This window comes from Bauldia sp. (assembly GCF_965232525.1).
GTDB lineage: Bacteria > Pseudomonadota > Alphaproteobacteria > Rhizobiales > Kaistiaceae > Bauldia.
In genome coordinates this window covers 2,782,816-2,797,712 of sequence record NZ_OZ246980.1, presented here as the reverse complement: position 1 = coordinate 2,797,712, position 14,897 = coordinate 2,782,816, and the positions used below count along the sequence as shown (strand labels likewise).

Annotated in this window: 15 protein-coding genes; 7 read left to right on the top strand and 8 right to left on the bottom strand. The window is 66.2% G+C overall.

What is annotated here, in order from left to right:
* Positions 1–6: 6 nt before the first annotated feature.
* Both ACO076_RS13195 and ACO076_RS13190 read right to left on the bottom strand, forming a co-directional pair.
* Complete coding sequence (locus tag ACO076_RS13195) at positions 7–246, bottom strand: lipoyl domain-containing protein (protein ID WP_421723294.1); 240 nt, start codon at positions 244–246, stop codon at positions 7–9.
* Between the two features lie 18 nt (positions 247–264).
* Positions 265–2,856, bottom strand: coding sequence for an alpha-ketoacid dehydrogenase subunit alpha/beta (locus tag ACO076_RS13190; protein WP_421723293.1), 2,592 nt, complete (start codon positions 2,854–2,856; stop codon positions 265–267).
* Here ACO076_RS13190 and alr point away from each other — a divergent pair.
* Complete coding sequence (alr, locus tag ACO076_RS13185; RefSeq protein ID WP_421723292.1) at positions 2,821–3,954, top strand: alanine racemase; 1,134 nt, start codon at positions 2,821–2,823, stop codon at positions 3,952–3,954. The genes ACO076_RS13190 and alr overlap by 36 nt on opposite strands.
* 411 nt (positions 3,955–4,365) lie before the next feature.
* Here the strand turns inward: alr and ACO076_RS13180 are convergent, their stop codons facing one another.
* Complete coding sequence (locus tag ACO076_RS13180) at positions 4,366–4,509, bottom strand: GIY-YIG nuclease family protein (RefSeq protein WP_421726734.1); 144 nt, start codon at positions 4,507–4,509, stop codon at positions 4,366–4,368.
* Positions 4,510–4,931: 422 nt separating this feature from the next.
* Here ACO076_RS13180 and radA point away from each other — a divergent pair, with 422 nt between their 5' ends.
* The 4 genes from radA (at position 4,932) to ACO076_RS13160 (ending at position 9,423) form a co-directional block, all read left to right on the top strand.
* Complete coding sequence (radA, locus tag ACO076_RS13175) at positions 4,932–6,341, top strand: DNA repair protein RadA (protein WP_421723291.1); 1,410 nt, start codon at positions 4,932–4,934, stop codon at positions 6,339–6,341.
* Positions 6,342–6,540: 199 nt separating this feature from the next.
* Positions 6,541–7,182 (top strand): CvpA family protein, encoded by a 642-nt coding sequence (locus tag ACO076_RS13170; protein WP_421723290.1) that lies wholly within the window; start codon positions 6,541–6,543, stop codon positions 7,180–7,182.
* 28 nt (positions 7,183–7,210) lie between these two features.
* The gene (purF, locus tag ACO076_RS13165; RefSeq protein ID WP_421726733.1) at positions 7,211–8,683 is read left to right on the top strand and encodes an amidophosphoribosyltransferase; all 1,473 of its coding nucleotides are present in this window, start codon (positions 7,211–7,213) and stop codon (positions 8,681–8,683) included.
* Positions 8,680–9,423, top strand: coding sequence for an SDR family NAD(P)-dependent oxidoreductase (locus ACO076_RS13160; RefSeq protein WP_421723289.1), 744 nt, complete (start codon positions 8,680–8,682; stop codon positions 9,421–9,423). The genes purF and ACO076_RS13160 overlap by 4 nt, the downstream gene beginning before the upstream one ends.
* A 51-nt stretch (positions 9,424–9,474) precedes the next feature.
* Here ACO076_RS13160 and ACO076_RS13155 read toward each other — a convergent pair whose 3' ends face one another.
* From ACO076_RS13155 to ACO076_RS13140, 4 genes are all read right to left on the bottom strand, one after another.
* Positions 9,475–10,035: a nuclear transport factor 2 family protein gene (locus ACO076_RS13155; RefSeq protein WP_421723288.1), complete on the bottom strand. Its 561-nt coding sequence runs from the start codon at positions 10,033–10,035 to the stop codon at positions 9,475–9,477.
* Positions 10,036–10,117: 82 nt separating this feature from the next.
* On the bottom strand, positions 10,118–11,077 hold the full coding sequence (locus ACO076_RS13150) for an alpha/beta hydrolase (RefSeq protein ID WP_421723287.1): 960 nt from the start codon (positions 11,075–11,077) through the stop codon (positions 10,118–10,120).
* Between the two features lie 152 nt (positions 11,078–11,229).
* Positions 11,230–11,841, bottom strand: coding sequence for a helix-turn-helix domain-containing protein (locus ACO076_RS13145; RefSeq protein WP_421723286.1), 612 nt, complete (start codon positions 11,839–11,841; stop codon positions 11,230–11,232).
* Positions 11,842–12,072: 231 nt separating this feature from the next.
* Positions 12,073–12,468: a GFA family protein gene (locus ACO076_RS13140; RefSeq protein WP_421723285.1), complete on the bottom strand. Its 396-nt coding sequence runs from the start codon at positions 12,466–12,468 to the stop codon at positions 12,073–12,075.
* A 160-nt stretch (positions 12,469–12,628) separates the two neighbouring features.
* On the opposite strand from ACO076_RS13140, the gene ACO076_RS13135 reads away from it, so the two are divergent.
* Positions 12,629–13,051 carry a hypothetical protein gene (locus ACO076_RS13135; RefSeq protein ID WP_421723284.1) on the top strand — a complete coding sequence of 141 codons (423 nt, stop codon included), beginning with the start codon at positions 12,629–12,631 and terminating at the stop codon, positions 13,049–13,051.
* A 116-nt stretch (positions 13,052–13,167) separates the two neighbouring features.
* On the opposite strand, the gene ACO076_RS13130 is transcribed toward ACO076_RS13135, so the two are convergent.
* Complete coding sequence (locus ACO076_RS13130) at positions 13,168–13,491, bottom strand: hypothetical protein (protein WP_421723283.1); 324 nt, start codon at positions 13,489–13,491, stop codon at positions 13,168–13,170.
* A gap of 354 nt (positions 13,492–13,845) precedes the next feature.
* Here ACO076_RS13130 and ACO076_RS13125 point away from each other — a divergent pair, with 354 nt between their 5' ends.
* The gene (locus tag ACO076_RS13125; RefSeq protein ID WP_421723282.1) at positions 13,846–14,844 is read left to right on the top strand and encodes an NAD(P)-dependent alcohol dehydrogenase; all 999 of its coding nucleotides are present in this window, start codon (positions 13,846–13,848) and stop codon (positions 14,842–14,844) included.
* The last annotated feature ends 53 nt before the right edge of the window (positions 14,845–14,897 follow it).

Genomic DNA, 14,897 nt, shown 5'->3' with positions numbered 1-14,897 from the left:
CCGGCCCTACGCGGTGCTGACGACCCCGAGGGTCGTACCGACCTTGGCGATTTCGTCGGCCGGCATCGCGATGGAGGTCAGGGTTCCCGAGGCCGGCGCCTCGATCTCCAGCGTCACCTTCGGGGTGGTCACCACCACGAGCTGTTCGCCCTCCTCGACCGCGTCCCCCTCGGCCTTCAGCCACTCGTCGATCTGGGCCTCGTCGATCTCGTTGCCGAGGTCGGGCATGAGGATGGGAACGTCCATTTATGCCTCCTGATCGCGCTAGAGGCCGCGGCGGGCGAGATCGAGATCGTCCCAGTTCCGCAGCCCGGCGCGCTTCGCCGATGGTTCCTCAAACAGATCGCAGCGCACCGCGTCAACGATATCATGCGCCTGAGGGAAATATGTCGCCTCCATTTCCGCGCCCGGCACGATCCAGTTGGGTGCCCCCAGCACCCGCGGTGGTGCCTTCAGGTCGGCGAATCCATGGCGGACGATGGTGGCCGCGAGCGTCATCGCAAAGCTGCCGCGCGCGCTCGCCTCGGAGACGAGAAGAATACGGCCGGTCTTCGCCACCGACTGCAGCACCGGCCCGTAGTCGAACGGCACCAGCGACCGGGCATCGATCACCTCCGTACCGAGGCCATGCTCGGCCGCAAGCGTGTCGGCAGCGGCGAGCGCCGGATAGAGCGAGGGTCCGATGGTGAGGATCGTGACGTCTTTCCCGGCGCGCCGAACGGCCGGTGCGCCGAGCGCGATCGTGTAGTGATCCTCCGGCACCCCATCCGACTCGAAGATCTCGACCGCGTCGTAGAGCCGCTGGCTTTCGAAGAACACCACCGGATCGTTGCCGGCGAGCGCTGCCGCCAGCAGACCTTTCGCGTCGTAGGGCGTCGCCGGATAGACCACCTTCAGCCCCGGGATATGCGCTACCAGTCCGGTCCAGTCCTGCGAGTGCTGGGCGCCGTATTTGCTACCGACCGAGCAGCGCAGCACCACCGGCAACTGCAACGCACCGGCCGACATCGCCTGCCACTTGGCGAGCTGGTTGAAGATCTCGTCGCCGGCCCGGCCGATGAAGTCGGCATACATCAGCTCCACCACCACCCGGCCGCCCTCCATGGCGTAGCCGATGGCGGTGGCTACGATCGCTGCTTCCGAAATCGGCGCGTTGAACAGCCGATCGTAGGGCAAAAGCTCCGACAGCCCGCGATAGACGCCGAACGCCCCGCCCCACTCGCGGCACTCCTCGCCGTAAGCGATCAGCCGGGGATCGTGGCTGAATCGATGAAGCAGTGCCTCGAACAGGCCATCGCGCAATGTCACGGCGCGAAGCGGCGACAGCCGTTCGCCGGCGTCGTCGAGACCGAACCGCGCCTTCTTGGTGAGCTGACGCACGCGCGAAATCGTCGACGGTTCGGCAGCAAGTTCGACCGGTTCGGCTGTGCCCGCGGTTTGGCTGTTGGAGAATATCAGGTCACCGATCAGCGTCGGATCGGCGGCGATGTCGACCGGCGGCGTTTCGTCCGGATCGACCGCCGCCTCGGTGACCGCCTTCATCCGCGCCGCCACATCGTCACGGAGGTCCGCTTCGCCGGCCGCGTCGAGGATGCCTTCGTCCTTGAGTGCCGCGGCGTAAAGCGCGATCGGATCGTGCGCGTCCCAGGCCTTGAGTTCGTCCCGGGTGCGATAGGCGTTGACGTCGGTGGTCGAGTGTCCGGAGAAGCGATAGCACTCGATGTCGAGCAGCGCCGGCCCGTCCCCGCCGATCAGACGATCCCGCTGGCGACCGACCGCATCGGCGACGGCCAGCGGATTCGACCCGTCCACGGTCTCGGCATGCATCGCCGCCGGGTTGATCCCCGCGCCGATCCGCGACAGCCGGTCCCAGCCGGCGGTCTCGCCGATGGTCTGCCCGCCCATCGCATAGAAGTTGTTGATGAAAGCGAAGAGCACCGGCAACCCGCCCGGCGTCTCGCCGGGCCAAAGCCGCGCGAACTGCGCCATCGAGGAAAAGCTCATCGCCTCCCATACCGGGCCGCAGCCGGTCGAACCGTCGCCGACATGAGCGACCGCTATGCTGTCGGCAGCATGGTTGCGCTTGTAGAGCGCCGCACCGGTGGCGATGCCGGCGGAGGCGCCGACGATCGCGTTGTTGGGATAGGCGCCGAACGGCAGGAAGAACGCGTGCATGCTGCCGCCCATCCCGCCGTTGAAACCGGTCGACCGCATGAATATCTCAGACAGAAGCCCCAGGAGGAGGAAATTTTCCGCGACCCGCGATTCATCGTTGCCGCCGAGCCGACGCTCGACCGCGCGAAGCAGTCGGCCGTTCTGGTGCGCCTCCATGATTCCCGTCAGCCGATCCGCATCGAGCGCCGCGATCGCGGCGAGCCCCTTGGCGATGAACTCGCCGTGGCTGCGGTGGCTGCCGAAGACATGGTCGTCGGAAGTGAGCGCCAGGGCGGCACCGACCGCCGCGCCTTCCTGCCCGATCGAAAGATGCGCCGGGCCCTTGTAGGCAAACGGAATATCAGCGTACGCGCCCTTGCTCTTGAAGGCGCTCAGCATCGTTTCGAACGCGCGCACGATCAGCATGTCGCGCAGGATTCGGATCAGAACCGCGTCGCCGCGCACCCGCCTTTCTTCCGCCAAGGGCGTGGCGTAGGCATGGACCGGAACCTCGGGGAACCGCAGCGCGGTCGGCGCGCGGGTTTCCGCCGGGTCAATGAAAAGCTGCTTGGGCATGGCGCGGACAACGGCTGGTACTTTTGTACCTTGCCATGAACATATGTCGGACGCCAGTCCGATGAAGGCGACAAAAAGGACGACGAACTGATGGCAATAGCCGAAGCCGAGGTGCTGGACGAACATCGTTTCGCCGGCGGGCGTCTGACGATCGATCTGGCCGCGCTGGCGCGGAACTGGCAGACGCTGGATCGCCATAGCCGCGGCGCGGTCACGGCGGCCGTGGTGAAAAGCGACGCTTATGGGATCGGCCTTGAGCCGGCCGCCCGCGCCTTGTCACGGGCTGGGTGCACCACCTTCTTCGTCGCCCTGCCGGTGGAAGGGATCCGGCTTCGCGAAGCACTGCCCAACGCAACCATCTATGTCCTCAATGGCCTGCTTGAGGGCGGCACGGAGATTTACGCTGCGGCCAACCTGCGGCCGGCGCTGTCGTCGTTGCCCGAGGTCGAGGAATGGGCCGCATATCGACGCAACGGCGGACGGCTCGAGGCGGCCCTGCATGTTGACACCGGCATGAACCGGCTGGGGCTCAGCATGGGCGAGGTCGAACGGTACCTGCGCGAGTATGACCACGAGGCGCTCGGTATCACCCTGGTGATGACCCATCTCACCTGCGCCGACATGCCGGACCACGCCGACAACGCCGACCAGCTCGAGTTGATCCGCGAGATTCGCGATCACTTCCCCCGCGTGCCGCTGTCGGCCGCCAATTCCGCCGGTGTGTTCCTCGGCGCGGACTTTCATTTCGACCTTGTCCGTCCCGGCATCGCCCTTTACGGCGGCGCCGCGGTGACCGGCATCGCCAACCCGATGGAGCCGGTCGTCACGCTCGAAGCGCGCATCCTCCAGGTCCGCGCCGCCGCGCATACCGAGACCGTCGGCTACGGCTCGGTCGAGTCGCTCGGGCGCCCGAGCATGCTCGCCATCGCCTCGATCGGTTACGCCGACGGCTACCCGCGCCACGCCAGTTCGTCGGACGAGAAGTCGGGCGGGCGCGCCTGGATCAACGAGCGCTCGGCGCCGATCGTCGGTCGCGTGTCCATGGACCTGATCGCCCTCGACGTCACCGACATTCCCGGCACCAGACGCGGCGACTGGGCCGAATTGTTCGGCCCCAATGTGCCGATTCACGAAGTCGCCGACCATGCCGGCACAATCGACTACGAGCTGTTGACCCGCCTCAGCGTCGGCAGCCGCCACCACCGCACCTACCGCGGCGATTAACGGACCGCCGCCGGCTCGGCGCGACACCCGCTCCCACCGGCTGATGCTGCGCAGCGGCTTCGCCGTCATGGGCACCGCCCCCGGCCCCGCCCACGAACTGACGCTGTACGAGCTGCGGCTTGGGGAGGGTGGGATCTCGATTGCCTCGTGAGGCTAGGTCGCGCAGATCCAACCCGTCTTGAGTCTCTACCCCGTCCTCATGCAGAGAGCCTGCCCCCGGCCCGATCGGCGCGCGTCCTCTCCCTGTGGGAGAGGATAGCGAGGCTTGGCGGCGGAGCCGGCTTAGCCGAGCTTGGTGAGGGGTGTTGGCGGTGTCGGTGATGCGTCAAGGGGCTCACCCCTCACCCGGTTTGCCTAGGCTCGTGCCTCGCCAAGGCAAGCCTACCCTCTCTCACAAGGGAGAGGGAGCCGTCATCGTGACCGACTCCAGCCCTTGAGGCGGCGTTCCATGGCGATCGCATCGATCACCCGATCGTATTGCTGTGCCCACATCAGCTTCACCGGCCGTCGGGCCGCGGTGTAGCCATCGAAGGCACCGCGTTGGTGCTCACCAATGCGTGTTTCAAGCTAGTCGTGTCGGGTCAGGCCCGTGTAATACGAGCCATCGCCGCATTGGAGCAGATACACATAGGGCATGGGGTGAGACTACGCTGGCGTCGAGTCGATCGCCAGCATCCTCATGCCGGAGCAGCCCGACAGCTTCGAAGTCGTTGCGTCTTTCGAGGCTCGGCCACTCACGTAGCCTCGCACCTCAAGATGAGGAGGTCGGCGTTTGGTGGCGAAAACCAAAGGCAAGCGACACCCGCAAGCTACAACCGGTCTCGAAGACTGCCCCCTCCCTCATGCCGAGAGCCTGCCCCCGGCTCGATCGGGGTGCTCCGCGTAGCGGAGCCTCGAAACACGCCCGACCGCCCATCCCCATTGCCTTATCCGGGAATCGCCTGTAGAACAAAATGTGAACACAGGAGGAGCCCGCGATGCGCTCGGCCGCCCGCGCCAAGGTCCAGTTCGTTTGCCAGAGTTGCGGCGCGGTGAGCGCCCGGTGGCAGGGTCGCTGTGACGAATGCGGCGAGTGGAACAGCCTCGTCGAGGAATCCGGTGCCTCCGGCGTTGGTGCCGGCCCCGGCCGCGCCACCCGCCGTTCTGGCCGCATCATCACCCTGGAGGGTCTGGTCGGGGACGCATCCGAAGCGCCGCGGATCAGGACCGGCATCGCCGAGTTCGATCGGGTCACCGGCGGCGGTCTGGTGCGCGGCTCGGCGCTCCTGGTCGGCGGCGACCCGGGGATCGGCAAGTCGACGCTGCTTATCCAGGCCGCAGGCGCCCTCGCCGCCGCCGGCAGGCCGGTGGTCTACGTTTCCGGCGAGGAGGCCACCGCCCAGATCCGCCTGCGGGCGGCACGGCTCGGGATCGCCGACGCGCCGGTCAGGCTCGCCGCCGAGACCCATGTCGAGGACATCCTCGCCACCCTTGAGGACGAGGCACCGCCGGCGCTGGTGATCATCGACTCGATCCAGACGCTGTGGACCGAGCGGGTCGATTCCGCCCCCGGCACCGTGACCCAGGTCCGCGCCGCCGCCCAGGCGCTGATCCGCTACGCCAAGCAGAGCGGCGCGGCGGTTGTGTTCGTTGGTCATGTCACCAAGGATGGCCAGATCGCCGGCCCCCGGGTGGTCGAGCACATGGTCGACGGCGTGCTTTATTTCGAGGGCGAAGGCGGCCATCATTTCCGCATCCTGCGCGCGGTCAAGAACCGCTTCGGCCCCACCGACGAGATCGGCGTGTTCGAGATGACCGGCGCGGGTCTGCGCGAAGTCGCCAACCCGTCGGAGCTGTTCCTCGGCGAACGCAACGCCAATACCGCCGGCGCCGCCGTCTTCGCCGGCATGGAGGGTACTCGCCCGGTTCTGGTCGAGATTCAGGCGCTGGTTGCACCCACGACGCTCGGTACCCCACGTCGCGCGGTGATCGGTTGGGACCAGGGCCGCCTCGCCATGATCCTGGCGGTGCTCGAGGCCCATTGCCGGGTTCGGCTCGGCGACTGCGATGTTTACCTCAACGTTGCCGGCGGCCTCAGGATCGGCGAGCCGGCCGCCGATCTGGCGGTCGCCGCCGCACTGGTGTCGTCGCGGCTCAACGCGCCGCTGCCGGTGGATTCGGTCTATTTCGGCGAGGTCAGCCTGTCCGGCGCGATCCGTCCCGTCGCCCATGCGCCGATCCGCCTCAAGGAGGCCCACAAGCTCGGATTCGGCCGAGCGGTCATGCCCGACGGTACCGCGACCGGCGACGCCGAACCGGCGATGACGGCGAAACCGATGGCCGAACTCGCCGACCTTGTTGCCGCGGTGGCCACGACCGCGGGGAACGGTTCGAATCCCGACCATTGAATTTCCGCCGGCGTTGTCTAAAAAACGTCCGGATTCCGATCGATCGACGTGTTAAGGATTCTCTGGGTGGCCTGCCCGGACCGACCTTTTCCGGGTTGACGACGGACGGCTTGTTTGCGCCAAGGCGCGGCAGCGAGAATCGTGATACCCAAAACCGGCGGACGGCTTGGCCTCCGTCGCTCCGACAATGGAAAGCTTCATGCCGGTCACCGTCCTCGATGTCATTGTCATCGTAGTCGTCCTGATTTCGGCGGTTCTCGCGATGGTCCGGGGTTTCGTCCGCGAAGTCCTTTCGGTCGCCTCGTGGGTCGCTGCCGCCGTCGCCGCCTTCTTCTTCTATCCGACGCTCGAACCACTGGTGTCGCCCTATCTGGAGAACCAGACGGTCGCCGAGATCGCCGCCGCGGCCGTGATCTTTATCGTTGTCCTGGTCATCGCCAGCTACATCACCATGAAGATCTCGGACTTTGTCATCGACAGCCGTGTCGGCGCGGTCGACCGGGCCTTCGGCTTCGTGTTTGGCGCAATTCGCGGCATCCTGCTTTTGGCGATCGCCCTCCAGTTCTTTCTCTGGCTATACCCAAACCCCGGTACGTGGGTTACAGACGCGGTAACCAAGCCCGTTCTCGACGACATCCGAGAAGAGATGATCGCCGCGATGCCCGAGGATGTGGAAGGGAGGTTGTTCGGCCGATTCCGAACCGGCGACACCGAAGGCGCCGCCGCGCCGGCCTTGCCGAATGACGGCAGCGCCGACGCTCCGGCGGTTGGCGATCCCGCTTACGACGAGTCGGAGCGCAACCGTATCGATCAGCTATTCGAGAGCAGTGGTGGCAACTGACCCGAACACGATCGACCCGGACACCGCGGTGTCCTTCCCGTTCGCGGCGGACGATGACAAGCTGCGCGAGGAGTGTGGTGTCTTCGGCGTGTTCGGCCACCAGGACGCCGCCGCGCTAACCGCCCTCGGCCTCCACGCCCTGCAGCACCGCGGCCAGGAGGCGGCCGGCATCGTGTCGTTCGATGGCGTCGCCTTCCACGACGAGCGGCATTTCGGTCTCGTCGGCGACAAATTCACCAACCGCGCCGTCATCGAGCGCCTGCCCGGCGAACGCGCCGTCGGTCATGTGCGCTACTCGACCCGCGGCGGTCCCACCGAGCGCAATATCCAGCCCCTGTTCGCCGGCTTTTCCGGCGGCGGCTTTGCCGTCGCCCACAATGGCAACATCACCAACGCCCTGGAGCTTCAGGAGGAGCTGCAGCGCCGCGGCTCGATCTTCCAGTCGAGCTGCGACACGGAAGTCATCCTCCACCTCATTGCCACCAGCCCGCATGAGCGGCTGGTCGAGCGCGTCATCGACGCTCTGTCAGTGGTCGAAGGCGCATGGTCGCTGGTCTGCCTCACGTCGAAGAAGATGATCGGCTGCCGCGACCCGCTCGGCGTGCGACCGCTGGTGCTCGGTGAGCTCGACGGCGCCCCGATCCTCGCTTCGGAAACCTGCGCCCTCGACATCATCGGCGCGTCGTTCGTCCGCGACATCGAGCCGGGCGAGATGGTCATCGTCACCGCCGACGGCATCGAGAGCCGTCGCCCGTTCGCCCCCAAACCGTCGCGGTTCTGCATCTTCGAATATGTCTATTTCTCCCGCCCCGACTCCATCGTCGAGGGACGCGGGGTCTACGATATCCGTAAGGCGATCGGCGCCGAGCTGGCCCGCGAGGCGGCAGTGCCCGCCGACCTGGTGGTGCCGGTGCCCGACTCCGGCACCCCGGCCGCGATCGGTTACGCCGAGGCCGCCGGGCTCCCGTTCGATCTCGGCATCATCCGCAACCATTACGTCGGCCGCACCTTCATCGAGCCGAGCGACGCCATCCGCCACATGGGCGTCAAGCTCAAGCACAACGCCAATCGCGCGGTGCTCGCCGGCAAGCGGGTGATCCTGGTCGATGACTCCATTGTGCGCGGCACGACGTCGTCGAAGATCGTCCAGATGGTGCGCGACGCCGGCGCCAGCGAAGTGCATATGCGGATCGCCTGCCCGCCCACCACCCATTCCTGCTTTTACGGCGTCGATACGCCGGACAAGTCGAAGCTGATCGCATCGCGCCTGTCGATCGCCGATATCCAGGACTTCATCAAGGTCGACAGTCTTCAGTTCCTGTCGCTCGACGGCCTCTATCGCGCCCTCGGCGAAGCCGGACGGCGCGCCGGAGCGCCACAGTTCTGCGACGCCTGCTTCTCCGGCGATTACCCGACCCGGCTCGCCGATCAGGAACGGTTCGCCGGCCCCGACGCGGAGCCGGAACCCACCGTCGTGCCGCTGCTGGTGCGTACTGGATGAGCGAGGGGAAATTGTCGGGACGCGTCGCCGTTGTCACCGGCGCGTCGCGTGGCATCGGCTACGCCGCGGCCTTGGCGTTGGCCAAGGAAGGCGTCCATGTCGTCGCCGTCGCCCGCACCGTCGGTGGCCTCGAGGAGCTTGACGACGAGATCACCGCCGCCGGCGGCAGCGCCACGCTGGTCCCATTCGACCTGACGGACTACGAGGCGATCGACCGCCTCGGCGGCGCGCTCTACGAACGCTGGGGCCGCCTCGACATGCTGCTCGGCAACGCCGGCCTGCTTGGCGTTGTCACCCCGCTCCCCCATCTTAAGCCGAAGGTGTTCGAGGAGGTGATGGCGGTCAACGTGACGGCCAACTTCCGGCTGATCCGCTCGCTCGATCCGCTGTTGCGCCAGTCGGACGCCGGCCGCGCCCTGTTCGTGTCGTCCGGCGCGGCGGCGTGGTGCCCTCCGTTCCTGGGACTCTACTCCGCCTCCAAGGCCGCGCTCGAGGCTCTGGTGCGGACCTATGCCGGCGAGATCCGGCACACCGCTATCCGCGCCAATCTGATCAATCCGGGGCCGCTGCGCACCCACATGCGGGCCCAATCCATACCCGGCGAAGACCCCGCGACCCTGCAACCGCCGGAAGCCCTGGCGCCGGATATCGTGCGGATGCTGTCGCCCGACTACGACGACAACGGCGTCCGGTTCGACTTCCCCACCGGCGAGACGACGCGGTTGCTCGCGACTGATTGACCGGCGAGCTCTGGGCTGCGCCCGCCGGCCGCTATCGCTTGGTCGGCCCGTTCAAGAGCCCGGGGTGTTTCGTACAAATTCGCTGCCGCGCTCCGCCGTCGCGTTGAAGGTCATCGCGTTGACCTTCCAGCCGTCCGGTGTCCGCGCGAAGCCATGCTCATAAGTGCCCCAGACTTCCCAAAGCGGGTTGCCGCCATTTTCCTCGAGCGCACCGCGTTCCATCCGGTTCCATGCATAGCCGTGCGAGAGCATGGTGGCGCTGCCCGGGTCGTGGAACGTGATCCGGTGATTGCCGCGCAGGTGAAACGACGTCTTCTCGGCAGTCAGGTTTCCGGACCAGCCGGAAATCAGCCCGTCCGCGGGAATCGTCGCCGGCTCGCCGCCGACCAGTGACGTGAAGTCCACATCGATCGTGTCGGTGAAATACGAGCGCGCCAGATTCCAGTCCTTGGCGTCGACAGCGGCGTCGATGGCGTCGGCGACGCGGACAATCTCGGCCTGGTCGATGAGGGTCTCGGCGGTGATCGGGTCGCCGCCGAGCGTAGAATCGGTTGCCAGCGCGGCGGTCGCCGTCATGGCCAGTGCCGCGGCGGTGGACGTAAGGGTTTTCATCGAAATTCTCCTTTTTGGGGCGATTGGGATAAGCGGTCGGCCCCGCCGCTGGGTTGGTGCGGCGAGGCCATAGGGACCGCGATCAGTTTGTGGTGTTGGCGCGGAAGTGATCCGCCATCGTGTCGGCAGCCCGGGTGACGTCTTCCGGATTGTCGTAGAAGTCGAACTGGGTGACGCCTTCGAGCCACTGGGCTGTGGCTTCGCCGGCATAGCCGGCCAGGAAGGACTGCACGCCCTGTGGAATGGCCGCGGCTTCCGAGTGGACGATAGCCAGCGGCTTATCGAGGCGCTGCGGATTATCGGCCGGATGGTAGGTCAGCCACCCTTCCCATGACGCCTGGTTCCACTGGTTGTCGTATTCCGGGATCGCCCCGCGGGACGGCTCGTAGTAGTAGCCGCCGAGCGGCATCAACACGCCTTCGGCGCCCTCGGGACCGGCGGCCGGGATGATCTCGCCGCCCGCCGCTTCGGCAGCGCGCGAGACTTCGATCAGTCCCGCGACGCCGTCCTCACCGCCATAGACCGCGTTGACGAGGTCCTCGTTCTGCAGCCAGGGCGCCACCAGACCGACGGAGCGAACCATCGGGTTGCCGGAGACCGCGTCGACCATGTAGCCGGCGGATGCACAGATGCCGAGGCCACTGATCTGTGCGGTGTCGACTTCGGGCAGTGTCGCGACGAAGTCGATCGCCGCCCGGATGTCGTCGGTCTTCGCCGCCGGGTCCTCCTTGAAGCGGACGTTCTGCGGCAGGTCGCCGGATTGACCCCAACCACGGAAGTCGAAGGTGAAGGCGGCGAAGCCGCGCTCGGCCATCCGTTCCGCGTACTCGGCCGGCATCTGTTGCTGAACGGACGTCCAGGCGCCGGTAACGACAACGGTCGGCAGCGTGTCGCCGGCTTCGTATCCGGCCGGCAGGTAGAGCGTGCCGGCCATGGTTGCGCCGTTGTTCTCGAAGGTCACCGCCCGGGTGGTGATGTCGCCGGCGAGCGCCGTGCTGGCCATCAGGCCGGAAGCGATGGCGGATCCAATCAGAGCTTTCATCGGTGTTCTCCTCTATCTGCGCACCGCGCCGGTTTCGACGAAGGGAGGGCTGTGGCCCGGTGCGATGAGGAGAAGATGCCCACTGACATCGGCGCGCGGAGGCGCGGATCTTGCCGTTGGTTATGCGATTCCTGCTGACTTGATGCGCGCGGTTATGGCGTGCGGAATTGCGCCGGGGTCGCGCCGGCGGTGCGCTTGAAGTGCTGACCGAAACGGCTCAGGTCGTTGTAGCCGACGCGATGCGCGATCTCCGCAACGGTCAGGCTCGTGGTTTTCAGGAGCACTTTCGCCAGATCGATGCGGGCGGCAATCACATATTGCAGCGGCGAGCTGCCGGTGGCTGCCTTGAAGGACCGGGAGAAATGGAAGCCGCTCATCGCCGCGAGGTTGGCCATCGAGCCCAGCGTCAGGTCCGCGGCCAGATTGTCGTGAATGTACGCGACCACACGTCTCAGGCGGACGTCCTCGATCTGCGATGCCTGCGGGCGAACGGCCAGTGTTTTGGTCAGCTGCGCCGCCAGCGCCCGGTGCATGGTCTCGCGGTAGAGTGTACCGCCCGCGTTGAAGTCTTCCGCCGCCATCGACAATTGCAGCGTCACCGCATCGAAGTCGCCGACATGCGGCGTGATGGACTCCGGCGTTTCCATCCCCACTTCGCGCAGGACGTCAGGTTCGACCTCCACCATCATGACATCGAGCGGTGCATCGAATTCGCAGATGCCGGTCGCACCGGATGGCAGAATCCATCCCTGTTGGGCCGTCAACGGCCGGCTCTCGGCGCGATCGGTGCCAAGGGCAAAACGGTGGGTCGGCTGATCGTTGAGAAAAACGCCAAGCGTCAGACGCTGGAGTTCGAAGGGGCCGCCGCCGGCCGGGAGAAGCGACTTTTTCGCGCGCAATCCGGGCATGGATGACATATCGCCCGGAACGGCTGGTTTTCAATACGGTTGCGGTCCGACGGATCCGAGGGACCCAACCACGCCGGACGAGCCGCGCTAGAACCACATGTCCCGGACCGTCCGCCCGTCGCGCGGCAGGTCATCCCAGGTGTCGAGCCCGTCGAAATGATCGATCGGCAGATCCGCGATGGCGTCCGGTTCCAACATGCGCAGGTTGACGCCCGTCCACCGCTTGCCATCCTCGCCGGGACCGGTCGCAATATAATGCGTCAGGCATCCGCAACGCGGGCAGAAGTAAAAATCGATCGCGCCACCGTCCTTGCGCCGATAGGCCTTCGACGGGCCCGACACTTGGATATCGTGATCGATATGGCCGTAGGCCCACAGCGCACCATAACGGCGGCAGATCGTACAGCTGCACGCGGTCACCGACTCCGGTTTCGAATCGAGGGCCCAGCGGACATCGCCGCAGTGGCAAGTACCCGTCAACATAGAACTGTCTCCATCGATTCAGGTCGATCCGAGATCACACGTTTTGGCCGACCTATACGCCGGCAGTTTGTCGCTCTGCCGTCGCCGCGATAGTGTACGATCCCTACTGAGATCAGAACCCTGATCGACATCAGTCCTGACAAACTGGGAGCGCGACCTGATGAACTCTCTCGGCTCGAAACTTCGACACGGCTTGTCCAACGGCGCACGTATCGTCCTCATGTCGGCAACGATCGTGACACTGTCCGGCGCGATCGCCCCGGCTCAGGACTCCGCCCCGGGGGTCAGGATGATGCTCAAGGTGCAGATACCGGTCGAAGCCGGCAACCGGGCGGTCGCCGACGGCACGATGAAGTCAATCATCGAGGACACGATGGAGCAGATCAAACCGGAAGCGGCTTACTTTAGTCAGGAGGACGGGCTGCGGACGATCTATTTCGTCTACCAGGTGACGGACAACGCGACCTTCGCCGCCGTCCACGAGCCGTTGATGCAAGGCCTCGGCGCCCGCGTTTCCGATTTGCCGGCCCTGACCTGGGACGAACTGAGCCAGGGCTTCGGGGCGATCGGCGAGGATCAGTAGCGATCCCGGCTCATCGGCGGCGCGCTGCGTCAGGCTGCCGGCGGTTGTCGCAAAGCGGCCAGGCGGGCGCCGCCATGGGGCTGAGACAGCCGGCACCCACCTGACCTTCGACGCCATCAGGCGTCGATTTCGGGCCCTTGGTAGTGACTGAACCGCGGCTTCTCTTCAGCGGCGACCGGACGGATCATGTCGGTGTCGTCTTCCGGCCCGTCGTCAGTACGGCCGAACCCGTCGATTGCGGTCATGGCCTGCGGCCCTTTGGGCCCGTCGGTCGAAACGCCGACATCCTTGCCTTCGTCGTTCGGCCCATCCCCGATCATGTCGTTCGCGTCATCGGTCCGGAATTGGAATGCGTCGTCGTCCGTCATCTGCATGAAAGCCAACGGACCTTGTCCGGTGTTGATGTCGGTCGTGATGATTTCGGGGATGGTCACTGCCATGGGCATGTCTCCTTCGTCTCGGCCGGACGGCCGAGCGTGATCTCTCGATAATTGGAATTGGGAACGCCGCGGCGGTCAGCCGGCTCAATCGGACAACGATGTGTGCGATTTGGTTTGACGACGTGGCCCGCGGCTCGACGTATCGTCTGCTCGCGGCGTTTCCGCCGGAAATTACCTAAACCGGATATGGTCCGCGCGAGCCGGCATCGCAACATGGCGTGTGATGGGGTTCACGGGCGGATCACTGCCGCTGGCGATCGTCCCAGCCACGGTGTGGCCCGTATGCGCGCCAAGGGTCATGACCGTGCTAAAACGCTGGCGAGATTCGAAAGCCAGACCCAGCGACCCCGCCCGATGAAGGCCCTCACTTACACCCGTTACGGACCGCCCGACGTTGTCGAGGTCGCGGACGTTCCCCGTCCGGAGCCTGGCGCCGGCGACGTTCTGGTTCGTGTTCACGCCAGCGCAGTGAACACCGGCGACTGGCGCATTCGCGCCGCCGCCTTTCCCGGGGTCCTGGCGATCCCGGGACGCCTGATGTTCGGGCTGTTGCGACCGCGCAACCAGTTCCTCGGCAGCGAGTTTGCCGGCGTCGTTGACGCGGTCGGGGCGAGCGTTACACGCTTCGCCCCCAGCGATGCGGTCTTCGGATTCAGCGCGTCAGGCGGAGCGTCGGCGGATTACATCGCAGTACCGGAGACGAGTGCGATCGCGCCGATCCCCGCCGGCCTCGATTTCGACGAAGCCGCCGCCCTGCCCTTTGGCGGCCTGTGTGCGCTGGTCTTTCTGGCCGACTTTGCGGGTCTGCACGCTGGCCAGACTGTCCTCATCGTCGGCGCGTCCGGGGGCGTCGGCGCCTACGCGATCCAGATCGCCAAGGCGCTCGGCGCGCGTGTGTCCGGGGTCGCCGGGTCCGACAGCCAGGACTTCATTCGTGATCTCGGCGCCGACGTCGCGATCGACTATCGCACGACCGACATCACCGGGCTCACCGAACGCTTTGACGTCATCTTCGATACCATCGGTGTCGTCACCCCGCGCCAGTCGCGGGCGCTCCTGAAGGAGGGCGGCCTGTTCCTGCCCCTCAACTTCGGCCTTCGCGAAATCGGCGCCGCGCTGCTTAACTCCCTCCGCGACCGGAAGATTCGCCTGGCTGTCAACGGCGACACGGCGGAGGATCTCGCGCGGCTCGCCGACATGGTGGAAAGCGGCGACCTACGCCCGGTCATCGACACCCGCTATCCGCTTGAAGACGCCGCCCGCGCCCATGCCCATGTCGAAACCCGGCACCGCAAGGGCGCCATCGTCCTGACCATTGCACAGCCGACAGGCGCGGAATCGCCGTCTGCTTAGCGTCGGATCCAACGGCGGACGGCACCCATGTGGAAACGGCAGCGGCCCTCGAG